Genomic DNA, 23,399 nt, shown 5'->3' on the forward strand with positions numbered 1-23,399 from the left:
CACCCCACGTACGGGAGAGCAGCCATGAACACCGGAGTGAAGATCACTGCCTTTGCCGCCGCGCTCGCCGCGACCTTCGGGACGGCGTACGGGGTCGGCAAGGGCGTCGGACCGATCGACGAGCCGAAGAAGGCCGAGCACGGCGGCCACGCCGAGGCCACGCCGGGCACCTCGCACGAGAAGGGGGCCGGAACGGAGTCCGGCAAGGAATCCGCCCACGGGCAGGGCGGGGACGGGCACGCCGGGCACGAGGCGGGCGCGGCCAACGCCCCCGCCGCCGGCGGCCTCCAGGTCTCCGAGGGCGGCTACACCCTCGCCCTCGACACGCCGACCCCGGCCCTCGGCAAGAGCACCCTGAAGTTCTCCATCAAGGACGCGGCCGGCAAGAAGGTCACCGCCTTCACCACCGAGCACGGCAAGGAACTGCACTTCATCGTCGCCTCGCGCGACCTCACCGTCTTCCGCCACCTGCACCCGGTGAAGGCCGCCGACGGCACCTGGTCCGTGGACGCCGACCTGCCGGCCGCCGGCGGGTACAAGGCCTTCGCCGACTTCAAGCCGGCCGTCCGGGGCGCACAGGGCGTGACCCTCGGCGCCGACCTGTCCGTCCCCGGCGCCTTCGCCCCGAAGCCGATGCCGCCGGTGGCCCCGACCGCCGACGTCGACGGCTACCAGGTGCGCCTCGGCGGCACCCTGGACCCGGGCAAGGCGGGCGAGCTGCGGCTCACCGTGACCAAGGCCGGCAAGCCGGTGACCAACCTTGAGCCCTACCTCGGCGCCTACGGACACCTGGTCGCGCTCCGCGAGGGCGACCTCGCCTACCTGCACGTCCACCCCAACGAGGGCGGCCCCGGCCCGGACGTCTCCTTCACGGCGACCGCGCCGAGCTCCGGCACGTACCGCCTCTTCCTCGACTTCCAGCACGAGGGGAAGGTGCGCACGGCGGCCTTCACCGTACGGGCGGGGGCGACGGGCGCGGCGCAGCCGGCGCCGGCCGGGGCGTCGACGGGGGCGCCGGCGGAGCCGGGCCACGAGGCGGGCGGCCACAGCCACGGCTAGGTCTGGCAGGGAGGTGGGCCCCCGCCGGTGCGGCGGGGGCCCACGGTGTGCCTACTACTCCCGTACGTCCCTCAGATGACGGGCGAAGAACCGGGCGCCGGACTCCAGCTCGAAGGCCGGGACGCCGGTGTGGCCGCCCATGTTGGCGTGCAGGGTCTTCTCCTGGGACCCGAAGGCGTCGAAGAGGTCCAGGGCGGCCTGCCGGTCGTTGTCCTCGTCGTCCCACTGGAGCAGGACGTGCAGCGGCACGGTGACCCGGCGGGCCTCCTCGAACGAGGCGGCCGGCACGAAGCTCCCGGCGAAGAGGCCCGCGGCCCTGATGCGCGGCTCGACGGCGGCGAGGCGGACGCCGAGCGAGATCACGCCGCCCTCGTAGCCGACCGGGCCGTCGACGCCGGGCAGTGCGAGGAGGGCGTCCAGGGCGGCCCGCCACTCCGGCGCCGCGCGCTCGACCAGCGGCAGCACGAGGGCGTCGACGAGCTCCGCGCCCACCGGCTCGCCGGCCCGGAGGACCCGGCGCAGCTCGGCGCGGGTCTCCTGGGCCCCCTCCCAGCCGGGACGCCCGCCGCTGCCGGGCAGTTCGAGGGTGGCCGAGGCGAAGCCGTACCGGGTCGCGTAGTACCGGGCGCGGCCGGCGATGCGCGGATACACCGTGCCCAGGCCGAGCGGCGGCGGGCTGATGAGGATCAGCGGGGTGGAGACGGTGGAGGCGGAGGCGGTGGGGGCAGAGGCGGCGGCGGTGTCGGTGGACTCCGGCCCGGGGGTCCAGAGGAAGCCGGGGATGTCGCCGAGGGTGAACTCGCGCTCGGCGACGCCGTCGTCGAGAAGGCGCTCGGAGGTGAAGCGCAGGGTCGAGGTCATGGTCATGGTGGGCGTGTCCTTCGGGATGCGCGGGAAAACGGCGCTCCCGGACGACCTATCGCCCGACCGTGACCCCTGAGGGGAGCACCCATGTCGAAACTGCGTTCACGGGTACCACCTCCTCGTCGTGTCGCACGGCCGGGGGAAACGTAGCAGCCCTCCTCACGGCCCGCCAAAGGATTGAGGGACGAGATCCACTGTGCGCGACGGGGAAAGATCTCTTAGTCTGGTCATTGGACTAGACCTGTAGGCGGCGTGGAGGAATGGGCTCGATGAGCAACCGTGCAGTGCTGGAGGTGATCGCCCTCGACGAGCGGGACGCGGTCGCTGCCCAGGCCGGTGGGGCGGACCGCCTCGAGGTGGTCACCGACATGGCGGCGGACGGGCTCACCCCGTCCACGGCCGGCTTCGCGGCGATCCGCGCCGCGGTGGACATCCCGCTGCGCGTGATGCTCCGGCTGACCGACGGCTTCGCGGCCGGGGACGCGGCGCAGGTGGACGCCCTGGTGGCGCGGGCCGCCGAGCTCCGCGAGGCCGGCGCGACCGAGTTCGTCCTCGGCTTCCTCACCCCCGACGGCGCCCCGGACCTGGTCACGGTGGAGCGGCTGCTCGCCGTCATCGAGGGCTGCCGCTGGACCTTCCACCGGGCCGTCGACCGGGCCGCCGACCGCGACGCGCTGCGCAAGCGGCTCGCGGACCTGCCGGGCCTCGACACGTACCTCACGGCCGGCGCGGCCACCGGCGTCGACGACGGCCTGCCCACCCTCAAGGCGGAGGCCGCCCGCGCGGGGCAGCCCGGCTACGAGCCCCGGATCCTGGTCGGCGGCGGACTCCGCCTGGACCACCTGCCCGAACTCCGCGCGGCCGGCCTCGACGCCTTCCACATCGGCGGCGCCGCCCGCCCCCACGGCTGGACCGCCCCCGTCTCGCCGGAGGCGGTACGGGAGTGGCGCACGGCCCTGGACGCGTAGCGCGGCGGCGGCTCAGGCGGCGGCTGACGCGGCTCGCCGTCTGCAGTCCCGGCAGAGGGCGTCCGGATCGGAACTCCGGAAGCCGCGGTCGCAGCCGTCGCAGTTCACCATCGGCAGTGGCTTCGGGGGCGGCGGTGGCGTCGGCGGAGCCGGGGCGGCCTCGGGCAGCGGGGGCAGCGGCGGCGGCAGGAAGGCGTCCAGCCGGTACGCGAGGAAGCGGGCCGGATGGTGAATGGGGACGTGCTCGGGCGGTAGCCCCGCGACGAGCGTCCGCGTCACCTGCGCGGCGTCCACCCCGGCCGCGAACCAGGCGTCCACGGCGGGCGCCAGCCGCTCCACGTCCCGCCGGGACAGCAGCAGCCGGGAATCGACCGCACGCAGCCGCACGAGCGTCTCGACGGCGGGCCCGGAGGCCGGCGGTGGCGGGGGCGCCGGAGGGGCTTCGGGCGGCGGCACGGGCTCCGGCTCGGCCTCCGGCTCCGGCTCGGGCCCGGGCGCCTGTACGGCGCCCCGGGGCCGGTCGTACCAGATCACCCGGGTGGCGAACCGCCCCCCGCCGAGCGCCACCCGACGCCGCTCCAAGTACCCGGCCTCGGCAAGCTCGTTGAGCGCCCGCCGGATCGAGATCTCGCCCTCGCGGAAGCGCAGCGTCAGCCGCTTCACCGACGTGTCGGCGCCGTCCGGCAGCGACTGGATGTGCACCCCGAGCCCGATCGCAAGCCCCGACAGCGTCGGATGCTGGGCCAGGTGATTCCCCACCACGGTGAACCGGTCCCGATGCCGGGCTCGCACATGGATCACCCCTGAGCGTGGCGCGCCGGCGGGGATCTCGAACGGGGCGTTGGACGCGGACGGGGCCGCGTTAGACTGCGGAACAGCCATGGGGAAGGGTTCGCTTCCTTATCGGTAGGCCCTCGCCAGGATGCCAGTCCTGCCGGGGGCCGCTTTTTTGGGCATATGCCGTTGTCGCGGCCGACCGTACCGCACCCGTCCGCCTTCCGGACAATCTGTCACCCGATCGTGTGGAATGGGCAGTTGGGGGACGGAGGGGGTGGGTTGGAGGGGTTCTTCCCCCCGTATTTACAGGGAGTCGAGCACCCCCGGGGCGCGGGCGAGCACGTCCCGGATGACGCGACGGGCGGGCGTGGAAACCCCGTGGCGTCCCCGGCGGCGGGCGCCGTAGCCTCGCGCGCATGGAGGAGACGCGGGCGGGGGCAGGGGTGCGGATCGACGAGGGGTTGGCGCGGAGGCTGGTGGACGCGCAGTTTCCGCAGTGGGCCGGGCTGCCCTTGCGGGAGCTCGAGTCGGCCGGGACCGACAACGCCGTGTTCCGGCTCGGGGAGGAGTACCTCGTGCGGCTGCCGAAGGCCGAGTGGGCGCGGGGGCAGGTGGAGAAGGAGCAGCGCTGGTTGCCGCGGCTCGCGCCCGCGTTGCCGCTCGACGTGCCCGTGCCGGTCGGACTCGGGGAGCCCGGCGAGGGGTTCGACCAGGCGTGGTCGGTCTACACGTGGCTGGACGGCGCCGACGCCTTCGCCGCGCCCGTCACCGATCTCGCCCACGCCGCCGTCGCCCTGGGCGACTTCGGGGTCGCCCTCAGGGGCGTGGACGCGACCGGTGGGCCCACCTCCTTCCGTGGCGGGCCGGTGACCGACTGGGAGAAGGGGTACACGGCGGGCGCCCTGCGGGACCTCGCCGCCGACGGCACCCTCGATGCCTCCGAGGCCGAACGCGCCACCGCCGCCTGGGAGTCGGTGCTCCGGCTGCCCGCGTACGAGGGCGAGCCCGTGTGGGTGCACGGCGACCTGCTGCCCGGCAACCTCCTCACCCGCGAGGGCCGGCTCGCCGCCGTCATCGACTTCGGCGGCCTCGGCACCGGCGATCCGGCCTGCGACATGATGGCCGCCTGGACGCTGTTCACCCCGGAGACCCGGCCGCTCTTCCGCGAGGCGGCCCGGGTCGACGACGCGACCTGGGCGCGCGGCCGGGGCTGGGCCCTGTGCTGGGGGATCGTGACCGAGCACTACTACCGCCGTACGAACCCGGTCCTCGCCTCCGTCGCCCACCGCTCCTGGACCCAGGCCCTGCCCGAGTACCCGGCCTGAGGCACCTACGCGGCGTCCAACTGCTCCGGCAGATCCGTCGCGTGGACCACCGTCAGGCCCGACACCGCACGGGTCAGCGCCACGTACAGGCGACGCAGGCCGGTGCGCTCGTCGGGCTCGCCGTCGACCACGGCGGACGGCTCGTCGAGGACCACGTAGTCGTACTCCAGGCCCTTCGCCAGCGAGGCCGGCACCAGCGTGAGGCGGGACTCGGCCGTGGTCTCCTCGCCCGGGGAGAGGTGGGGCAGGCCCGCCGCCGCCAGGGCCTTTGCGAGCGGCGCGATCCGGGCGTCGGCGGCGATCAGGCCGATCGAGCCCTCGTGGGCCAGGGCGTCCACGCAGGCCGCGACCACGCTGGCGTCCAGCGCCTCCGGCGCCGCCCGCCGGATCTCCAGCGAGCCCGGGTTCTCCCGGACCGACTCGACCGGGGCGAGCCCCGGCGACATGTGCGGCAGCAGCCGCGAGGCGTACGCGATGACCTCGCGCGGCACGCGGAAACCGGCGGTCAGCTCCTCCACCACCGCGTCCGGCTTGCCCAGGTGCGCCAGCGCCTGCGCCCAGCTCTGCGTGGCCCACGGCGTGGTGCCCTGCGCCAGGTCGCCGAGGACGGTCGCCGAGCCGGTGGTGCAGCGCCGGCCCACCGCCCGGTACTGCATCGGGGACAGGTCCTGCGCCTCGTCGACCACCACGTGCCCGAGCGAGTGGGTGCGCTCCACCAGGTCCGTCGCCTCGTCGACGAGCACCGCGTCCGCCGCCGACCACTTCGCCGTCTTGACGCTGCGCGCCGGCTTCGCCCAGAGCAGCAGCTTCTGCTCGTCCTCGTCGAGGATCCCGGCGGCGTGCTCCGCGAGGAACTCCGGGTCGCTCAGCAGCCGCAGCACCAGCTTCGCCGGGTCGACCGCGGGCCAGCACTCCTTCACGACCGCCTTGACCGCCGCGTTGCGCGCGACCGCGTTCTGCACCCGGTCGTCCGGCGCCTCGCCGGCCTGCTCCATCCGTACGAGCACCGCGTGCGCGATGCGCTGCGGCAGGGCCTCGCGGGCCGCCCCGTAACGGATGTCACGGTCCGTCAGCTCCTGGACGATCTCCTCCAGTTCGTACGCGGGGACGCGCCAGCGGCGCGAGCCGCGCACCACCATCAGCGGCTCGGTCGGCAGCGACACGTGCGACCAGACCGCCCGGCGCAGCACCTCCGCCATCCGGGCGTCGCCCTTGACGACGGCGGTCGCCGCCTCGTCGGTGCCCCGCACCTCCACGTGCGCGACCAGGTCGTCCACGGTCGCCTGCTTCACCTCCAGCTCGCCGAGCGCCGGGAGGACCTGCTCGATGTAGTGGAGGAAGGAGCGGTTGGGGCCGATGACGAGGGTGCCGGTGCGGGCGAGCCGCTCCCGGTGCGCGTACAGCAGGTACGCCACGCGGTGCAGGCCGACGGCGGTCTTTCCGGTGCCGGGGCCGCCCTGCACGCACACCGTGCCGGACAGGTCGGAGCGGACGATCTCGTCCTGCTCGGGCTGGATGGTGGCGACGATGTCGCGCATCGGGCCGACGCGCGGGCGCTCGATCTCCGCCTGGAGCAGGCGGCTGGTGCGCTCCAGTTCGGCGGGGTCGGAGAGGTGCTCGTCCTCGTACGCGGTGAGCTCGCCGCCGGTGTAGCCGAAGCGGCGGCGCAGGCCGACGTCCTGCGGGTCCTTCTTCGAGGCCTGGTAGTACGGCTGGGAGACCGGCGCGCGCCAGTCGATCACCATCGGGTCGCCCTGGGCGTCGTGGACGTGCCGGCGCCCGATATAGAAGCGTTGGCCCTCCTGCGTGGTGTGCAGGTAGTCGAGCCGGCCGAAGAAGAGCGGGGTGTCGGAGAGGTCGGCGAGGGCCTTGATGCGGTCCTCGATCTGGCGGGTCAGGATGACGGCGTTGACCCAGTTCGCGGTGACGTCCTTGATGTCGAGCGACTCCACGTCCTCGCGCATGGCGCGCAGCGCGGCGCGGGACGCGGAGAGGTGGGCGCGCTCGCGCGCGAGCGGATCGTCGACGTCGACGGACATGCTGAGGCCTCCGGAGGGTACGGCGCGGACACATCACGGTGGCCGCCGGTTTCCGACCGGGCGGCGGCGCTCCACGTACGCGTACGGGCGTGACGGGAGGCGGGAAGCTGGCGAGTGTACGCCGTCGCCGGGGCGGACGCGAATGGATTTTCCTCGGGGGCGACCCGTAGGGGGGCCGGTCCGGGCCGGGTCCGACTCGCGGGGGACCCGGGTTCGGCCCTTGGGGTGATGTGTTCGGAATGTCCGTTTCGGATGATGGATGCATGACCGCCACCACCACCCTCGCCCCCGCCCCCTCGTCCGCCGTCCCCCACCGCCTCGGCCTCGTCCTCCGCGCGATACGGGCCTTCGGCGCGGCTGCCGTCGGCGTCGTCCTGCTCGGCTCGTACCAGGAGGGCGCGGAGCGCGACCGGCGCGCGGGCGTGCGCGACCCGCGCCCGGCGCACCTCGGCCACCGCCCGACCACGGACCGCCCGACCACGGACCGCCCGACCTGCGACTGAGCACAACCATCGCCCGCCCTCGCGGGTCTCCTCTTCGCATCGCCGTTCGATGAACGAGGAGATCATGAAGAAGCCTTCCACCGGCCGCGTCGCGCGGCTCGGTGCCTGTGCCGCCGTGGCGGGTCTGGTCACCGTGGGACTGACCGCAGCCCCGGCCCTCGCCGACAGCGACCAGCTGTGGGTCACCGCGACGCCCTGGCAGCTCGTGCTGCCCAAGGCGAGCGAGACGGGACCGCAGCCCGCGCCCACCACCCTCAGCCTCCGCCTCAACCACGACAACGCGGCCAACCAGGTCGTCGACGGCAAGCTCACCGTCGACGTCTCCGGCCTCGCCGGCATCGCCGACGTCACCTGGCCGGAGAACTGTGCCCCGGCCGACGCGACGACCGCCGTCTGCGCCGTCTCCGACATCCCGCTCAGCGGCGAGGACAGCACCGACAAGGTGCGGGTGCAGGTCCGCGCCGCCGTCGGCGCGGCGGTCGGCGCGACCGGCCGCATCAGCTACCGGGCCACGGCCACGACCACCACCGGCGAGCAGCTCACCGCCGGCGAGAACTGGACCGACGTCCGCGTCGCCACCGGCCCCGACCTCGCGCTGGCCCCCGTCCCCGGGTCCACCGGCGTCGCGCCCGGCGCGACCGTGCCCGTGCCGGTCTCCGCCGTCAACCGCGGCGACCAGCCCGCCCGCGGCGTCCGGGTCACGTACTACGTCACCCGCGGCCTCACCCTGAACGGCCTCGCTCCGCAGTGCGTCAGCGCCCCGGCGGGCTGGGGAGAGGGCCCGATCCACCCGGTGACCAAGGTCGACTGCGCGTACGAGGACGTCGTCCAGCCCGGCGGCACGTTCACGCTGCCCTCGCCGGTCACGGCCACCGTCGCCGCGTACGGCCTCCAGGAGCGCGTGGACATCGGCCTGGAGGCGCTCGACGGCGCCGAGGACCTCCAGCCCGAGGACAACGGCGCGATCAAGTCCGTCGGCGTCACCAACACGGCCGACTTCGCGGTGCGCGGCGCCCGGCTGACCGGCGCGGCCGGCGAGACCGTCACCGCCCAGGTCACCTTCCGCAACCGCGGCCCGGCCTGGGTCGCCAACCTCGGCTCCGGCGACCCGGTCGGCCGCGTCGACGTGACGATCCCGCAGGGCGCGACCGCCACCGGCGTGCCGGACACCTGCCAGCCGCGCACGGCGGACGGCGGCTGGTGGGAGGGCGAGGAGCGCACCGGCGCGCCGCGCTACCAGTGCGACCTGCCGATCTGGGTCGCCGAGCAGCAGACCCTGAACCTGCCCTTCCAGCTGCGGATCGACACCGTGGTGACGGGCGCCAAGGGCGCGGTGGTGGTGCGGCCGCCGTACGGGGACGAGCGTCTGCCGTTCGACCCGAAGGCCGCCAACGACAAGGCGAAGATCGTCCTGAACCCGGCGGCCTGATCCGCCCGGCGGTCCGGCCCTCCCGGGGTCTGACCGGCGTACGGGAAGACGTGGGGCCCGGTCCGTGCGGAGACCGCACGGGCCGGGCCCTGTCCGTGGTCCGCCCTACTCCGCGAGCAGCTCGCTCGCGTCGACGATCCGGTAGGCGTAGCCCTGCTCGGCCAGGAAGCGCTGGCGGTGGGCCGCGAAGTCCTGGTCGATGGTGTCGCGGGCGACGACCGAGTAGAAGTGCGCCTGGTGGCCGTCGGCCTTCGGGCGCAGCACCCGGCCGAGGCGCTGGGCCTCCTCCTGGCGCGAGCCGAAGGTGCCGGAGACCTGGATGGCGACGGTGGCCTCGGGCAGGTCGATGGAGAAGTTCGCGACCTTGGAGACGACGAGGACGCTGATCTCGCCGGTGCGGAAGGCGTCGAAGAGCTTCTCGCGCTGCGCGTTCGAGGTCTCGCCCTTGATCACGGGCGCGTCCAGGTGCTCGCCGAGCTCGTCGAGCTGGTCGATGTACTGGCCGATGACGAGGATCTGCTGTCCGGCGAACTTCTTCACCAGCGCCTCGGTGACCCTGCGCTTGGTCGCGGTCGTGGCGCAGAAGCGGTACTTCTCCTCGGCCTCGGCGGTCGCGTACGCCAGCCGCTCGGAGTCGGTGAGGTCGACCCGCACCTCCACGCAGTCGGCGGGGGCGATGTAGCCCTGCGCCTCGATCTCCTTCCAGGGGGCGTCGAAGCGCTTGGGGCCGATGAGCGAGAAGACGTCGGACTCGCGGCCGTCCTCGCGGACGAGGGTGGCGGTGAGGCCGAGGCGGCGGCGGGCCTGGAGGTCGGCGGTGAACTTGAAGACGGGCGCCGGCAGCAGGTGGACCTCGTCGTAGACGATCAGGCCCCAGTCGCGGGAGTCGAAGAGCTCCAGGTGCGGGTAGACGCCCTTCCGGCGGGTGGTCAGCACCTGGTAGGTGGCGATGGTGACCGGCCGGATCTCCTTCTTGGTGCCGCTGTACTCGCCGATCTCGTCCTCGGTCAGCGAGGTGCGCTTGACCAGCTCGTTCTTCCACTGGCGGGCCGAGACGGTGTTGGTGACCAGGATGAGCGTGGTTGCCTTCGCCTGGGCCATGGCCCCGGCGCCGACGAGCGTCTTGCCGGCGCCGCAGGGCAGCACGACGACGCCGGAGCCGCCGTGCCAGAAGCCCTCGACGGCCTGCCGCTGGTACGGGCGCAGGCTCCAGCCGTCCTCGGCGAGGTCGATCCGGTGCGCCTCGCCGTCCACGTACCCGGCGAGGTCCTCGGCCGGCCAGCCCAGCTTCAGCAGGGTCTGCTTGATCTGGCCGCGCTCGGAGGGGTGCACGGCGACGGTGTCGGGGTCGATCCGGGCGCCGACCAGCGGCTGGATCTTCTTCGAGCGGAGGATCTCCTCCAGGACCGGACGGTCGGTGGTGGTGAGCACCAGCCCGTGGGTGGGGTGCTTGCTGAGCGTGAGCCGCCCGTAGCGCGCCATGGTCTCGGCGACGTCCACGAGCAGCGCGTGCGGCACCGGGTACCGCGAGAACTCCACGAGCGCGTCGACGACCTGCTCGGCGTCGTGCCCGGCGGCCCGCGCGTTCCACAGCCCGAGCGGTGTCACCCGGTACGTGTGGATGTGCTCGGGCGCCCGCTCCAGCTCGGCGAACGCCGCGATCGCCCGCCGGCAGGCGTCCGCCTGCTCGTGGTCGACCTCCAGGAGGAGCGTCTTGTCGCTCTGGACGATGAGCGGACCGTTCATCTACGTGCATCCCCTTCCGCACGACCGGACCACCGGACCGGGTGGCCAGGCCAAACATCCAGTCTGCCTGATGCCCGGCCGTCCCGTCCCCGTCCCGCGGGGTCACCCCGCCGTCGTCCGCACCAGCGGGTTGTGGCCGATCGCGTTGTGGACCGTGAAGCTGACCGCGTCCGGGCGGTAGCGGTCGTCGGACCATTCGACCGGGCGGCCGTCGTGGGTGGTGGTGACGCGGCGGACGCGGAGGAGGGGGCTGGTGCGGCGGACGGCGAGGAGGGCGGCGTCGTGGGCGCCGGCCGCGATCGCGTCGATGACGTGCTCGCCGTGGGCGAAGACCAGGCCCGTGTCCTCGTAGAGGCGCTGGGTGACCGAGGCGCAGTCGGGGTCGAGGGCGGCGACGGCGGGGGAGATCCAGTCGGCGTAGACGGTGCGCTCGACGAGCACCGGCTCGCCGTCGAGGCCGCGCAGGCGCAGCACGTTGAGCAGGGGGGTGCCCTGGGGGAGGTGGAGCCGGGTGGCGTCCTCGGCGGTGGCCGGGCGGTGCTCCTGGGCGATCACCCGGCCGGTGGCGGTGCGGCCCATGGCCTGGGCCCACTGGGCGAAGCTGCGCAGCTCGGCGAAGCTCTGGCTGCGGCGCGGGGCCAGGACCACCCGGCGGGCGCCCTGGCGGGAGCCGATGAGGCCCTCGGCGGCGAGCGCGGCGACGGCCTGGCGGACGGTGCCGCGCGAGACGCCGTACCGCGCGGCGAGCTCGGTCTCGGCGGGCAGGTGCGCGCCGACCGGGTACTCCTCGCGGTGGATCGCGCGCCGGAGCTCCGCGGCGATCTGCTCGTGGCGCGCGGTCATCGTTCCCCCAGGTCACATCGGTCGGGCGCGGAAGGTGTGTGCAGCGCGCTCAGCGTAGACCAGCTCCCAACTGGCTGGAAACGCGCGCCAACAGGCCTGATTGTGCAGGGAATCGCGGGGATCCGTTCCGCCCTCGTTCACCTTCAGGTCATCGAAGACCGGCGTACTGAGGCCGACTTGTTCAGACAAGTTCTCGCCTCAGCGCCCCCCGAGCTCCTGGAGAAGCCGTGCCCGTCCCCGCGACCCTCCCGAGAAGCGCCGCCCTCGGCGGCTCCCTCGCCCTCGTCGCCGCGCTCGCCCTCACCGCCTGCGGTGCCGCCCCCGAGGGCACCACCACCGCCGACGGCAAGAGCGCCGCCACCGCCACCTCCGCCGCCGACCTCGGCGGCCTGGACGCCCTCGCCGCGGCCGCGAAGAAGGAGGGCACGCTGCACGCCATCGCGCTCCCGCGCGACTGGGCCAACTACGGCGCCCTCATCGACGGTTTCCAGAAGAAGTACGGCATCAAGGTCGAGGTCGAGAACCCCGACGCCTCCAGCCAGGACGAGATCAACGCCGTCACCTCCCGCAAGGGCCAGGACCGCGCCCCCGACGTCCTCGACCTCGGCAGCTCCTTCGCGCTGAGCGGCGCCCAGCAGGGCCTGTTCGCCCCGTACAAGGTCGCCGCCTGGAACGACATCCCCGAGGGCCAGAAGGACCCCAAGGCCCGCTGGTACAACGACTACGGCGGCTACGTCTCCATCGGCTGCGACGCCAAGCGGGTCAAGAACTGCCCCACCAGCTTCAAGGACCTGCTCAAGCCCGAGTACAAGGGCCAGGTCGCCCTCAACGGCAACCCCACCAAGTCCGGCTCCGCCTTCGGCGGCGTCTACGCGGCCGCCCTCGCCAACGGCGGCTCCTTCGACGACATCCAGCCCGGCCTCGACTTCTTCGCCGAGCTGAAGAAGAACGGCAACTACACGCCCGTCGAGTCCACCCCGGCCACCGTCGAGAAGGGCGAGACGCCCATCTCCATCGACTGGGACTACCTCAACGCCGGCTACGCCGAGGAGTTCAAGTCCAAGGGCCTCGACTGGAAGGTCGCCGTCCCCACCGACGGCCGCTACGCCCAGTACTACTCGCAGGCCATCAACAAGGACGCCCCGCACCCCGCCGCCGCCCGCCTCTGGCAGGAGTACGTCTACAGCGCCGAGGGCCAGAACCTCTGGCTCAAGGGCTTCGCCCGGCCCGTCCTGATGCCCGCCATGGACAAGGCCGGCACCCTCGACCAGGCCGCCGCCCTCAAGCTGCCCGCCGTCTCCGGCGTGCCGTCCTTCCCGACCGAGGCCCAGCAGGCCAAGGCCAAGACGGCCCTCGCCCAGGGCTGGGGCAAGGCCGTCTCCGGATGACGGCCACCGCCCCCGGCAGCACCGCCCGCGGCGCCGCCCCCGGCACCGCCCCAGCCGTCGCCGCCGCCGAGCCCGCCCGGGCCCGGCAGCGGCGGCGCCGCGCCCCCGCCTGGCTCGCCGCCGTCCCGCTGCTCGCCTTCACCGCGATCGCCTTCGGCATTCCCGCCGTCGCCATGCTCGGCGGCGCCCTCACCGTCGACGACCCGGCCACCGGCGTCAGCACGTACGGCACGGAGAACCTCACCGCCTCCCTCCAGGGCGCCTACCGCACCGCCCTGCTCGGCAGCGTCGAGCTCTCCGCCACCGCCGCCGTGCTCGCCGCCCTCCTCGGCCTCCCGCTCGCCCAGGCCATCGTGTCCTCCGGCTCCCGCGCCCTGCGCGAGGCCGTGCTCACCGCCTCCGGCGTGCTCGCCAACTTCGGCGGCGTCCCCCTCGCCTTCGCCTTCGTCGCCACCCTCGGCAACTCCGGCGTGCTCACCCGGCACCTCGGCCTCACCGAGAAGGGCTTCAGCCTCTACAGCTTCTGGGGCCTGGTCCTCGTCTACCTGTACTTCCTGATCCCGCTCATGGTGCTCACCATCACCCCCGCCCTCGACGGACTGCGCACCCAGTGGCGCGAGGCCGCCCGCAACAACGGCGCCACCGCCCTCCAGTACTGGCGGCACGTGGCCCTCCCGGTGCTGCTGCCCAGCCTCCTCGGCGGACTCGTGCTGCTCTTCGGCAGCGCCTTCGCCGCCTACGCCACCGCCGCCGCCATGGTCGGCAGCGCCGTCCCGCTCGTCACCCTGCAGATCTCCGACGCGATCTCCGGCAACGTCCTCGTCGGCCAGGAGAACGTGGCCCTCGCCCTCAGCCTCGACATGGTCGTCATCGCCGGGCTCGTCATGGCGGTCTACCTGCCCCTGCAACGCCGGAGTTCGCGATGGCTCGCCTGAACCGCACGCACCGGGCCTGGCGCCCGCTCGTCCTCGGGCTCGCCGGGCTGTACTTCCTGGTGCCGCTCGCCGCCTCCGTCGTCTTCACGGTCGACGTGCCCGGGCAGGGCCTCACCCTCGACGCGTACACGACGATCATCGGCACCGAGGGCTTCACCACCAGCCTGCTGCTCTCGCTCGGCCTCGCCGCCGTCACCATCGCCGTCGTCCTGCTGCTCATGGTGCCCGCCCTCGTCGCCCTGCGGCTCGGCGCGCCCCGCCTCAAGCCGCTCGTCGAGGCGGTCTGCTCGCTGCCGCTGGTCGTGCCGCCCATCGCGTTCGTCGCCGGCATCGGCACCGTCCTCAAGTGGGGCCCCGAACACCTCGCCCGCACGCCCCTCTTCCAGACCTTCGTCGCCCTGCAGAACCCGGACTTCCCCGTCGTCCTCGTCCTGGCGTACGTGGTGATGGCGCTGCCCTTCACCTACCGCGCCCTCGACGCCGGACTCCAGGCCGTCGACGTCCGCACCCTCGTCGAGGCCGCCCGCAGCTGCGGGGCCAACGGCACCCAGGCGCTGCTCCGCGCCGTGCTGCCCAATCTGCGCGGGGCGCTGATGAACGCGGCCTTCCTCACCCTGGCCCTGGTCCTCGGCGAGTACACCGTCGCCCAGCTGCTCGGCTTCCGGCCCTTCGCCGTGTGGATCGTCAACATCTCCGGCTCCCAGGCCCAGATGTCCGTGGCCGTCTCCGTCCTCAGCCTCCTCGTCACCTGGCTGCTGCTCCTGGCCCTCTCCGGGGCCGGCGGACGCCGTACCCGTACCTCCAAGGCCTCCAAGGGATGACCATGACCGTGACCGCCCCCCTCGCGCCGCGCACGGACCCGGGCGCCGGCGCCGCCACCGTCGAATTCCGCGGCCTGCGCCGGCAGTTCGGCGCCACCACCGCGCTCGACGGACTCGACCTCACCGTCGCCCCCGGCGAACTCCTCGCCCTGCTCGGCCCCTCCGGCTGCGGCAAGACCACCGCCCTGCGCATGCTCGCCGGCTTCGAGCAGCCCGACTCCGGGGCCGTGCTCGTGGACGGCGCCGACATCACCCGGGTGCCCGCCCACCGGCGCGACGCCGGCATGGTCTTCCAGTCGTACAGCCTCTTCCCGCACCTCGACGTGCTCGACAACATCGCCTTCGGGCTGCGCATGCGCAAGGTCGGCAAGGCCGAACGGCGCTCCACCGCCACCGAGTTGCTGGAGCTCGTCGGCCTCGCCGACAAGGGCGGCCGCTACCCCCACCAGCTGTCCGGCGGCCAGCAGCAGCGCGTCGCCCTCGCCCGCGCCCTCGCGCTGCGACCGCGCGTCCTGCTGCTCGACGAACCGCTGTCCGCGCTCGACGCCAAGGTGCGGCTCGGGCTGCGCGAGGAGATCCGCCGCATCCAGCGCGAACTCGGCATCACCACCCTCTTCGTCACCCACGACCAGGAGGAGGCGCTGTCCATGGCCGACCGGGTCGCCGTGATGCGCGCCGGCCGCCTGGAGCAGTGCGCCCCGCCCGCCGAGCTGTACGGCCGGCCCGCGACCCCGTTCGTCGCGGAGTTCGTCGGCACCATGAGCCGGATCCCCGGGGACCTCGACGGCAGCACCGTCGAGGTACTCGGCCGCCGGCTGCCGGTGGACGGCGAGCCACCCGCCGGCGGTACGGGCCGGGTGGACGTGCTCGTACGGCCCGAGGACGTACGGGTCACGACGGAGGGCGCGTGCTCGGCCCGGGTCGTCGCGACCGCCTTCCTCGGCGCCACCACCCGGCTCACCGTCCGGCTCGCCGACACCACCGAGGTCAAGGCCGACCTGCCCACGCACGAGGCGGTCGCGTACGCCGCGGGGGACGCCGTGACGGTGACCCTCCGGGAGCGCCCGGTCCTCGTCGCACCCCGCCCGTGACACCCGCACCAGCAGCACAGAAAGCGACGCCGACCCACGTGAAGCCCGAACTCCCCGTCCAGGCCGTCCTGTTCGACATGGACGGCACGCTCGTCGACACCGAGGGACTGTGGTGGGAGGCGGTGGAACTGGTCGCCGGCCGGCCGCTCACCGACGCCGACCGGCCCGAGGTCCTCGGCCGGCCCGTCGAGCACACCGCGGACTGGCTCGCCGCGGCCACCGGCGCCGACGCGGGCGAACTGGCGGCGGTGCTGCACCGGGAGTTCGCCGACCGGGTGCGGGCCGGCGTCGTGCCCCGGCCCGGCGCGCTCGACCTGCTGGCCGCGCTGGCCGGCGAGGGCGTCCCCACCGCCCTTGTGACCGCCTCGCCCCGGGCCGTCGCCGACACCGTCGTCGCCGCGCTCACCGAACGCGGCGCGCCCCGGTTCGCGGTCACCGTCACCGCCGACGACACCGGCACCACCAAGCCCGAGCCCGAGCCGTACCTCGCGGCCTGCGCCGCGCTCGGCGTCGAGCCCGCGCGCTGCGTGGCCGTCGAGGACACCCCGACCGGCGTCGCCTCGGCGGAGGCGGCGGGCTGCGCGGTGCTCGCGGTCCCCTCCGTCACCCCGATCCCGCCGGGCCCCGGCCGCACCGTCCGGGACACCCTGACCGGCGTCACCCCGGCCCTCCTGGCCGGGCTCGCCGGGCGCACGCTCACCGTCATGAGCTGGAACCTGTGGCTCGGCGGCGGCATGGTCGACGACCACCGGGCCAAGCAGCTCGCCGCCGTCCGCGCGTCCGGCGCCGACGTCGTCGGCCTCCAGGAGACCGGGCGCACCGCCACCCAGGAGCTGGCCGCCGCGCTCGGCTGGCACCACCACGCGGCCGGCGAGAACCTCGGCGTCCTCAGCCGCCACCCGATCGTCGCCCGCCTCGGCGACCCCGGGGTCGGCTTCTACGGGGCGGCCGGCGTCCGCGTCCGGATCGACGGGACCGGTCGCGAGGTCGACGTCTGGACGGCGCACCTCCACTACACCCCGTACGGGCCCTACGAGGCCGACTTCGACGGCCTGCCGGCCGAGGACCTGGCCGCCCACGAGGAGGTCCGCCTCGCCCAGATGCGGGACACCCTGGCCCGGATCCGCGAGGAGGCGGGCGAAGGCACCGACACGGTCCGGCCCGTCGTCCTGACGGGCGACTTCAACGCCCCCTCCCACCTCGACCGGCCCGAGGTCCCCTGGCCGGTGACCCTGGCCGCCGAGGCCGCCGGCCTGCGCGACTCCTTCCGCGAGGCCCACCCCGACCCGGCCCTGACCCCCGGCCCCACCTGGTCCCCGATCCACCCCGTGCATCCCGAGCCCGGCCCCCACGCGGGCGCCCCCGAGCCGCAGGACCGGATCGACTTCGTCCTCCACAACGCCCACGGCCTGCGCGTCCTCGCCTCCCGCACCCTGGTCACGGGCAGCCCGGCCCCGTGGCCGGACGTCGCGGCGAACCAGTGGCCCTCGGACCACGCGGCGGTGGTGACGACGTTCGCGCTGTAGGCGCCCGGGGGTGCGGCGGGACCCGGAGGGGCTCGGGCAGGCGCTCTAGCCTTCCTCCTCCGCCAGTTCCGCCACGCCCGTGATCCGGTGCAGCGGATAGGTGCGGACCTCGTCGGCCGTGTGGTCGTAGCCGGTGACGAAGCCGCCCTCGACGCGGACCGGGGCGATGACCCGCTGGCTGGCCGCGCCCTCCGCGTTGACGTAACCGATCCAGACCGCCGAGCCCGTGAGGGCCGCGGCCTGGACGGTGGCCAGGGTCTCCGCCGGTGAGGTGCGGGGGAGTTCGCCGGGCGCCAGCGGGGCCGCGGTGGACGGTTCCCGGCGGGCCGCCGTCGCCGCGTGGTCGCCCGCGCGGATCGCCCGGACCGCCGCCTTCAGGAGGGTCGCGTCCGGGGCCGGCGGGCCGTCCGGCACGGGCGCCGGGGCGGTACGGGGCGGGGTGCGGTACGCGTCGGCGCGGGTGACCAGGACGTCGCCCTCGGCGGACTCGGCGGCCGGCGCGTAGCCCATCGCCCGCAGGCCCTCCAGGAGCGAGGCCGGGTCCGCCTGCGCGGCCAGGACCGTCGGGGCGAGGCGGCGCAGCCCCAGCGCCGCCGCGCGCCGGTCGGCGAGGATCTCGCCCAGCACGGCGTCGTCGTCGCAGCGCACGTACGCGGACGCCGCCCCGACCCGCAGGTGCCCGTGCCGGCGCGCCACGTCGTCGATGAGGTACGCGAGCGGCTGCGGCACCGGGGTGCGCGAGTGGGCGGTGAGGAAGTCCTTCAGGTCGGAGGCGCTGCGCCCGGCGTCCAGCGCCCGGCGCACCGACCCGGGCGTGAAGCGGTAGACGGTCGCGCCGCCCTTCGACTCGACGTCCGCGAGCACCGCGAGCACGTCCGCGAGCGGTCGGCGCAGCGGCCCCGGCGCCACGGCCGTCAGGTCCGCCTGGAGCAGCACGTGGTCCACGGCCTCCGGGAGCAGCGGCGCGAGCAGGGTCGCCGCGCGGGAGGCGGCGACCGACGGCTCGCAGTCGTGCCCGTGGAAGGCGTCGTCCGAGGCCGCCTCGGCCAGCGGCAGGTTGAGCAGCGCCCGGGCCGGGGTGGCGAGGGCGCCGCGCCCCGTGACGCCCAGCAACTCGGCCTCGTCCAGCGTCCACACGGCGAGCTGTTCGCGCAGGTCGGCGAGCGGCCCGCCGCTGCGCAGCGGCCGGTCCCAGCGCAGCCGGGCGAGCAGCGCGTCCCGGTCGGCGGCGGCCCCCGGCGGCAGCGCCGCCTGGAGCGCGAGGACCCGGCGGCGCACCTCCGGGGCCTGCGCCCGGTCCAGGCCCGGGCCCAGCGCCGACAGGGTGCGGCCCTTGGTGTCCTGCCCGCCGACCACGCCCGCCGTGCGGGTCGCGGCCAGCCAGGCGGCGGCGAGCGCGGCCCAGCGTTCGGCCGGCGGCAGGTCGAGCCAGTCGTCGTAGGCGGGGGTCGGGGCGTAGCGCTCGTCGGCCTCGCCGTCCGAGGCCAGCAGCCCGGCGCCGTGCGCCAGCTCCAGCCAGAACGCGGCGGTCGGCTCGGGCACGTCCAGGGCGGCGGCGGTGCGCTTGAGGTCCCGTACGGACAGACCGCCCGCCCGCAGCACCTGCGGCCCGCCCTGGTCCCAGGACTTGAGCAGCTCCTCGACGGTCGCGAGCGCGGTGTGGGCCTGACCGGCCGCCGCGTTGTCCACCACCTGTGGACGGTACGTGCGGGCCGCCGTCACCTCCGGCGGCACCGGCTCCGGCACCCGGTGCGCCCGCCCGCCGCGCAGGTGCAGCGCCGCCTCCCGGGGCAGCACCACGGTCCGCGTCGAGACCGGCAGCAGCAGGCCCCGGTCGCGCAGCCAGCGCACCGGCGGCGCCGGATCGGCCGTCACCTCCCCGTACGGCGGCCCCCACACCAGCCGGTCCAGGACCGCGAGCGCCTCGGGCGGCGCGGTGTCGAGCAGCGCCGCCATCCTCGTACGGTCCGTGAACAGCTCCGTCAGCGCCGCCACCGCCGACACCGGGTCGTGCGTCGCGGGCAGCCCGGCGGCCGCGATGATCTCCTGGAGGCGACCCGGTGACATCCCGGCCGTGGCCTCGGCGACGCTCGGACCGAGCCCGGTGGGGGAGGGGTGCTGTGCCGAGGGCGCGAGCAGCTCGCGCGCCGTGCGCACCAGCCGCAGCCGCTCGTCGTCGCCCCACACCAGCGCCTGCTCGCGCAGCACCCCGACCGCGCGCGGCAGCGCCGCCTCGATCTCCGGGTCGGCGCCGTCCCCGGCGAGCAGCCCGAGGAGCACGGAGTACGGGGCGGGGTCGGGGGCCACCGCGAGCGCCTCGGCCGTCTGGAGCGCGAACCGGTCGAGCCGCTCCAGGGCCCGCACGACGGAACCGCGCGTGCCGGCCCGGGTCGCGAGCTGCGTCAGGTCGTTCGGCACCGGCGAGAGCAGATCGGGCCGCGCCCGCAGCAGCGCGGCGAGCCCTTCGTCCCCACCCGCGCGGAGCGCCTCCGCGAGCGTCCGCGGCGCCGCCCCGGCGCCGGTCTCCTTGGGCACGTGCGCCTCCCGGTCGAGCTCACCGATCCCACCGATCCCCATCCGCACCACGTTAGCCCCTGTCCAGGCGCTACCGTCGTGCCGTGGGGATCGAGAACGACCGGTTGGTCTTCGACTATCTGAGCCGAATCGGGGATCTGGCGCAGCAGCGGCGGGTCCCGGCGGCCGAGCGCCGCGAGCTGGTCTCGGGCCTGCGCGACGAGATCGAGCGCCGGCGCGCCGTGAAGGGCGAGGCGGTCCCGGGCATCCTCGGCGACCTCGGTACGCCCGACGAGGTGGTGGACCGGCTGACCCCCGGCGCCGGCGCGCCCGAGGTGCCCGTCGCTTCCGAGGCGCCCGTCGAGGACTCCGTCCCGGCACCGCGGGCGGCGGACTGGTGGCAGGGCGACGCCCCGGACGCGGCCGACCCCACCGGCCGGGTCCCCGGCTTCCTGGGCGGCGTGGAGATCCCGGAGCTCCTGAAGCCCCCGCCGGAGGAGGACGAGGCGGAGCCGGAGGAGGCCGGGGCCCCGGAGGACGGGGCCGAGGACGGGGCGGAGGACGGGAAGCGGGGCCGGCGCCTTCCGCGCCTCGGCAGCCCGCTGCTCCTGGCCGCCGCCGTCCTCCTGCTCGGCGGCGCCGCCGTCGGCTCCGTCCTGCCCGTCGCCGCCGGCTGGTTGCTCGCCTACCTCTCCCGCGAGCGCCGGATGGCCGCCCTCGCCCTGCCGGGCGCCACCTTCGCCGCCGGCGCGCTCTGGCTCTGGGGCCGCGTCGAGGGCCGCTGGGGCACCCCGATACCCCCGGGCGAGGCGGCCATGGGCGCCGCCCTCTCCGCCACCTGGCCCTGGGCCCTCCGCACCGCCGCGATCGTCTCGGCCCTCTACCTCCTCTGGCGGTCGCGCAAACCCTGAACCCGCCGCGGCCCGCCGCCCCGGAGGCCCTGGGTGGGTTTGCCCCCGGGCGCAGCCCCCGCCGCGTCGCGTCTGCCCCCTCGGCCTGGCGGCCGGGAGGTGGCCCACCTCCGCTTGCGATCCTTCTCCCGGGCCATGGCGGGCGCGGGGAGGCCCCGCCCCTGGGGCTTCGCGGGCCGGGCGAGGTTCCGACCTGGGCCCTTGGCGGGCCCAGGGGCCCCAGCCCTGGGTCCTGGCGGGCCTGGGAGGCCCGACCCTGGTCCTGCGGGCCGGCGGAGGTCCTGCCCCCGGGCCGTGGGCGAGGGCCCGGAGAGGCCCTGGGGTGGGGGCGCCCCGGCTGAGCCCCCACCGCTCGTCTCTGCCCCCTCGGCCCGGCGGCCGGGAGGTGGCCCACCTCCGCTTGCGATCCTTCTCCCGGGCCATGGCGGGCGCGGGGAGGCCCCGCCCCTGGGGCTTCGCGGGCCGGGCGAGGTTCCGACCTGGGCCCTTGGCGGGCCCAGGGGCCCCAGCCCTCAGCCCTGGCGGGCCCGGGGCCCCAGCCCCAGCCCCGGCCCCGTGCGCGGGGTGCCGCTCTCGCCCGTAGCCCTTCGGGCACGGGAGGCGGCCCCCCCAGACCCGGCCTGTTCCGGCCTCACCCGGCCTGGTCCGAAGGAGACGCCCTACCCCCGTACCCCTGCGCCCTCCTCCGTCACGTCGTCATCGTCGTCACCCCACGGCGCGCCCGGGACCACCAGCGGGGAGCCGGTCACCGGGTCGGGGACGACCACCGCTTCGAGGCCGAAGACGTCGTGGACGAGGTCGGCCGTGACGACGTCGGCGGGGGCGCCCTCGGCGACGACCCGGCCGGACTTCATCGCGACGAGGTGGTCGGCGTAACGGGCGGCCTGGTTGAGGTCGTGCAGGACGAGGACGACCGTGCGGCCGCGGGCCCGGTTGAGGCGGCGGACCAGGTCCAGGACCTCGACCTGGTGGGCGATGTCCAGGTACGTGGTGGGCTCGTCGAGCAGCAGCAGGTCGGTCTCCTGGGCGAGCGCCATCGCGATCCACACGCGCTGGCGCTGCCCGCCCGACAGCTCGTCCACGGAACGCTCGGCGAGGGCCGTCACGTCCGTGCGCGCCATCGCGTCCACGACCGCCCGCTCGTCCTCCTCCGACCACTGCTTCCACCACGCCTGGTGCGGCTGCCGGCCGCGCGCCACCAGGTCGCCGACCGTGATCGCCTCGGGCGCGACCGGGGTCTGCGGGAGCAGGCCGATCTTCCGGGCGACGTGCTTGGTCGGCAGCTTCGCCAGCTCCTCGCCGTCGAGCAGGACGGCCCCGCCCTGCGGCCTGAGCAGCCGGCCGAGCGCGCGCAGCGTGGTCGACTTGCCGCACGCGTTCGGGCCGACGATCACGGTGACCCGGCCGTCGGGGATCGCCAGGTCCAGCTCGTGGACGACGGTCCGCTCCTCGTACGCGAGGGTCAGCCCGCGGGTCCTCAGCCTGCTCAACGCCCACCTCCGGTGCGCGCGGCGCGCACGATCAGCCAGATCAGATACGGGGCGCCCACCGCCGCCGTCAGGACGCCCACCGGGAGTTCGGTGGGCGCGAAGAGCCGCCGGCCGAGCACGTCGGCGGCGACCACGATCAGCGCGCCGAGCAGGGCCGAGCACAGCAGCGGGATCTGCGCCGTGCGGGTCACCCGGCGCGCGATCTGCGGCGCGAGCAGCGCCACGAAGTCGACCGGCCCGGCCACGCCCGTGGCGACCGAGGCCAGCACCACGCCCACCGTCACCAGCCCCAGCCGCACCCGCCCCAGGCGCACGCCGAGGGCCGTCGCCGTGTCGTCGTCCAGCGACACCGTGCGCTGCGCCCGCGCCGCCCACAGCACCGCGGGCAGCATCACGAGCAGCGTCCAGCGCAGCGGCGCCGCCTCGTCCCAGCCGCGCCCGTTGAGCGAGCCGGTCATCCAGATCTGCGCCTGCTGGGCGACCAGGTAGTCGCCCTTCGTCATGAAGAGGTGGGTCAGCGAGCGCAGCGCGATGGCGAAGCCGATGCCGATCAGCACGAAGCGGGTCGCGTGCAGCCCGCCGCGCCACGCGAACACGTAGACGAGCCCGGCGGCGAGCAGCCCGCCCGCGATCGACACGTACGGAACCAGCTCGTACGAGGCGAGCCCGAAGGTCATCGCGGCCACGGTGACCGCCCCGGCGCCCTGGCTGATGCCGATGACGTCGGGGCTGGCCAGCGGGTTGCGGGCGACGGTCTGGATCAGGGCGCCGGCGACGCCGAAGGCCGCGCCGACCATCAGGCCGGTCTCCAGGCGCGGCAGCCGCAGCTCCTCGACGATCAGCGACTCCTCGGGGCCGAGGAGCACCCGCAGCACCTCGCCGGGGCCGATGAACCGCTCGCCCACGCACAGCGACACCACCGCGACCGCGGCGAGCAGCACCAGCAGGACGACGGCGACGACGGCGGAGCGCCGGTGCACCAGGAAGGAGGCGCGGCCGGCGCGCGCGAGCCCGTAGCCGTGCGGCCGGACCCGGCCCGCGCCCAGGACCGGCACCCGGGGCCCGCCCGCGCCCGCGCCCGAACCCGTACGCGTGTCCGTACCCGCGCTCATGCCGGCACCGCCTTCCGGCGCACCAGCGTCACCAGGTCCGAACCCGTACGCGTGTCCG

19 protein-coding genes are annotated in these 23,399 nt (G+C 75.1%); 11 read left to right on the forward strand and 8 right to left on the reverse strand.

Translation table 11 applies throughout. The annotated features are described in order from the left end of the window. The first annotated feature begins 24 nt into the window (after positions 1-24). The gene (locus ACIGW2_RS01150; protein WP_399840468.1) at positions 25-1,059 is read left to right on the forward strand and encodes a hypothetical protein; all 1,035 of its coding nucleotides are present in this window, start codon (positions 25-27) and stop codon (positions 1,057-1,059) included. 54 nt (positions 1,060-1,113) lie between these two features. Here ACIGW2_RS01150 and ACIGW2_RS01155 read toward each other — a convergent pair whose 3' ends face one another. Further along, positions 1,114-1,908 (reverse strand): alpha/beta hydrolase, encoded by a 795-nt coding sequence (locus ACIGW2_RS01155; protein ID WP_399840917.1) that lies wholly within the window; start codon positions 1,906-1,908, stop codon positions 1,114-1,116. A 284-nt stretch (positions 1,909-2,192) separates the two neighbouring features. Between ACIGW2_RS01155 and ACIGW2_RS01160 the strand changes: the two genes are divergently transcribed. Continuing rightward, positions 2,193-2,891, forward strand: coding sequence for a copper homeostasis protein CutC (locus ACIGW2_RS01160; RefSeq protein WP_399840470.1), 699 nt, complete (start codon positions 2,193-2,195; stop codon positions 2,889-2,891). Positions 2,892-2,903: 12 nt separating this feature from the next. On the opposite strand, the gene ACIGW2_RS01165 is transcribed toward ACIGW2_RS01160, so the two are convergent. Further along, entirely contained in the window at positions 2,904-3,653 is a 750-nt protein-coding gene (locus ACIGW2_RS01165; protein WP_391652757.1) for a helix-turn-helix domain-containing protein, read from the reverse strand. A 431-nt stretch (positions 3,654-4,084) separates the two neighbouring features. On the opposite strand from ACIGW2_RS01165, the gene ACIGW2_RS01170 reads away from it, so the two are divergent. Beyond that, a complete protein-coding gene (locus tag ACIGW2_RS01170) occupies positions 4,085-4,993 on the forward strand; it encodes an aminoglycoside phosphotransferase family protein (protein ID WP_391652756.1) in 909 nt (302 codons plus the stop codon). Positions 4,994-4,998: 5 nt separating this feature from the next. On the opposite strand, the gene ACIGW2_RS01175 is transcribed toward ACIGW2_RS01170, so the two are convergent. Further along, the gene (locus ACIGW2_RS01175; RefSeq protein WP_399840471.1) at positions 4,999-7,032 is read right to left on the reverse strand and encodes a HelD family protein; all 2,034 of its coding nucleotides are present in this window, start codon (positions 7,030-7,032) and stop codon (positions 4,999-5,001) included. A 263-nt stretch (positions 7,033-7,295) separates the two neighbouring features. Here ACIGW2_RS01175 and ACIGW2_RS01180 point away from each other — a divergent pair, with 263 nt between their 5' ends. After that, positions 7,296-7,535 carry a hypothetical protein gene (locus ACIGW2_RS01180; RefSeq protein ID WP_399840473.1) on the forward strand — a complete coding sequence of 80 codons (240 nt, stop codon included), beginning with the start codon at positions 7,296-7,298 and terminating at the stop codon, positions 7,533-7,535. Between the two features lie 64 nt (positions 7,536-7,599). After that, positions 7,600-8,964, forward strand: coding sequence for a hypothetical protein (locus tag ACIGW2_RS01185; RefSeq protein WP_399840474.1), 1,365 nt, complete (start codon positions 7,600-7,602; stop codon positions 8,962-8,964). A gap of 105 nt (positions 8,965-9,069) precedes the next feature. Here ACIGW2_RS01185 and ACIGW2_RS01190 read toward each other — a convergent pair whose 3' ends face one another. Together ACIGW2_RS01190 and ACIGW2_RS01195 are read right to left on the reverse strand one after the other, a co-directional pair. Next, positions 9,070-10,710 carry a DNA repair helicase XPB gene (locus ACIGW2_RS01190; protein ID WP_391652752.1) on the reverse strand — a complete coding sequence of 547 codons (1,641 nt, stop codon included), beginning with the start codon at positions 10,708-10,710 and terminating at the stop codon, positions 9,070-9,072. Positions 10,711-10,812: 102 nt separating this feature from the next. Then, positions 10,813-11,553, reverse strand: a complete 741-nt coding sequence (locus ACIGW2_RS01195; RefSeq protein ID WP_391652751.1) for a GntR family transcriptional regulator — start codon at positions 11,551-11,553, stop codon at positions 10,813-10,815. A 227-nt stretch (positions 11,554-11,780) separates the two neighbouring features. On the opposite strand from ACIGW2_RS01195, the gene ACIGW2_RS01200 reads away from it, so the two are divergent. The 5 genes from ACIGW2_RS01200 to ACIGW2_RS01220 are packed head-to-tail and all read left to right on the forward strand — an operon-like array spanning position 11,781 to position 17,314. After that, the gene (locus ACIGW2_RS01200; RefSeq protein ID WP_392172903.1) at positions 11,781-12,941 is read left to right on the forward strand and encodes an ABC transporter substrate-binding protein; all 1,161 of its coding nucleotides are present in this window, start codon (positions 11,781-11,783) and stop codon (positions 12,939-12,941) included. Next, positions 12,938-13,876 (forward strand): ABC transporter permease, encoded by a 939-nt coding sequence (locus tag ACIGW2_RS01205; protein WP_399840475.1) that lies wholly within the window; start codon positions 12,938-12,940, stop codon positions 13,874-13,876. Before ACIGW2_RS01200 ends, ACIGW2_RS01205 begins: the two co-directional genes overlap by 4 nt. Further along, positions 13,864-14,697, forward strand: a complete 834-nt coding sequence (locus tag ACIGW2_RS01210) for an ABC transporter permease (protein WP_399840476.1) — start codon at positions 13,864-13,866, stop codon at positions 14,695-14,697. Before ACIGW2_RS01205 ends, ACIGW2_RS01210 begins: the two co-directional genes overlap by 13 nt. A 2-nt stretch (positions 14,698-14,699) precedes the next feature. Then, complete coding sequence (locus ACIGW2_RS01215; RefSeq protein ID WP_391652747.1) at positions 14,700-15,788, forward strand: ABC transporter ATP-binding protein; 1,089 nt, start codon at positions 14,700-14,702, stop codon at positions 15,786-15,788. A 38-nt stretch (positions 15,789-15,826) separates the two neighbouring features. Then, positions 15,827-17,314 carry an HAD-IA family hydrolase gene (locus ACIGW2_RS01220; protein ID WP_399840478.1) on the forward strand — a complete coding sequence of 496 codons (1,488 nt, stop codon included), beginning with the start codon at positions 15,827-15,829 and terminating at the stop codon, positions 17,312-17,314. A 45-nt stretch (positions 17,315-17,359) separates the two neighbouring features. Here ACIGW2_RS01220 and ACIGW2_RS01225 read toward each other — a convergent pair whose 3' ends face one another. After that, positions 17,360-19,891 (reverse strand): helicase-associated domain-containing protein, encoded by a 2,532-nt coding sequence (locus ACIGW2_RS01225; RefSeq protein ID WP_399840479.1) that lies wholly within the window; start codon positions 19,889-19,891, stop codon positions 17,360-17,362. Between the two features lie 41 nt (positions 19,892-19,932). Between ACIGW2_RS01225 and ACIGW2_RS01230 the strand changes: the two genes are divergently transcribed. Next, the gene (locus tag ACIGW2_RS01230; protein ID WP_399840480.1) at positions 19,933-20,739 is read left to right on the forward strand and encodes a hypothetical protein; all 807 of its coding nucleotides are present in this window, start codon (positions 19,933-19,935) and stop codon (positions 20,737-20,739) included. Positions 20,740-21,398: 659 nt separating this feature from the next. Here ACIGW2_RS01230 and ACIGW2_RS01235 read toward each other — a convergent pair. Together ACIGW2_RS01235 and ACIGW2_RS01240 are read right to left on the reverse strand one after the other, a co-directional pair. Continuing rightward, the gene (locus ACIGW2_RS01235; RefSeq protein ID WP_391652743.1) at positions 21,399-22,229 is read right to left on the reverse strand and encodes an ABC transporter ATP-binding protein; all 831 of its coding nucleotides are present in this window, start codon (positions 22,227-22,229) and stop codon (positions 21,399-21,401) included. Continuing rightward, positions 22,226-23,341, reverse strand: a complete 1,116-nt coding sequence (locus tag ACIGW2_RS01240) for a FecCD family ABC transporter permease (RefSeq protein ID WP_391652742.1) — start codon at positions 23,339-23,341, stop codon at positions 22,226-22,228. Before ACIGW2_RS01240 ends, ACIGW2_RS01235 begins: the two co-directional genes overlap by 4 nt. Positions 23,342-23,399: the final 58 nt, after the last annotated feature.

It is taken from the genome of Streptomyces sp. NPDC053541 (assembly GCF_044544705.1).
GTDB lineage: Bacteria > Actinomycetota > Actinomycetes > Streptomycetales > Streptomycetaceae > Streptomyces.

Bases quoted from the DNA above. Each gene is read 5' to 3' on its own strand.
- ACIGW2_RS01195 (WP_391652751.1), bottom strand. From the start codon at position 11,553: ATGACCGCGCGCCACGAGCAGATCGCCGCGGAGCTCCGGCGCGCGATC.
- ACIGW2_RS01185 (WP_399840474.1), top strand. From the start codon at position 7,600: ATGAAGAAGCCTTCCACCGGCCGCGTCGCGCGGCTCGGTGCCTGTGCC.
- ACIGW2_RS01240 (WP_391652742.1), bottom strand. From the start codon at position 23,341: ATGAGCGCGGGTACGGACACGCGTACGGGTTCGGGCGCGGGCGCGGGC.
- ACIGW2_RS01190 (WP_391652752.1), bottom strand. From the start codon at position 10,710: ATGAACGGTCCGCTCATCGTCCAGAGCGACAAGACGCTCCTCCTGGAG.
- ACIGW2_RS01150 (WP_399840468.1), top strand. From the start codon at position 25: ATGAACACCGGAGTGAAGATCACTGCCTTTGCCGCCGCGCTCGCCGCG.
- ACIGW2_RS01175 (WP_399840471.1), bottom strand. From the start codon at position 7,032: ATGTCCGTCGACGTCGACGATCCGCTCGCGCGCGAGCGCGCCCACCTC.
- ACIGW2_RS01225 (WP_399840479.1), bottom strand. From the start codon at position 19,891: ATGGGGATCGGTGGGATCGGTGAGCTCGACCGGGAGGCGCACGTGCCC.
- ACIGW2_RS01160 (WP_399840470.1), top strand. From the start codon at position 2,193: ATGAGCAACCGTGCAGTGCTGGAGGTGATCGCCCTCGACGAGCGGGAC.
- ACIGW2_RS01180 (WP_399840473.1), top strand. From the start codon at position 7,296: ATGACCGCCACCACCACCCTCGCCCCCGCCCCCTCGTCCGCCGTCCCC.
- ACIGW2_RS01210 (WP_399840476.1), top strand. From the start codon at position 13,864: ATGGCTCGCCTGAACCGCACGCACCGGGCCTGGCGCCCGCTCGTCCTC.
- ACIGW2_RS01215 (WP_391652747.1), top strand. From the start codon at position 14,700: ATGACCGTGACCGCCCCCCTCGCGCCGCGCACGGACCCGGGCGCCGGC.
- ACIGW2_RS01205 (WP_399840475.1), top strand. From the start codon at position 12,938: ATGACGGCCACCGCCCCCGGCAGCACCGCCCGCGGCGCCGCCCCCGGC.
- ACIGW2_RS01170 (WP_391652756.1), top strand. From the start codon at position 4,085: ATGGAGGAGACGCGGGCGGGGGCAGGGGTGCGGATCGACGAGGGGTTG.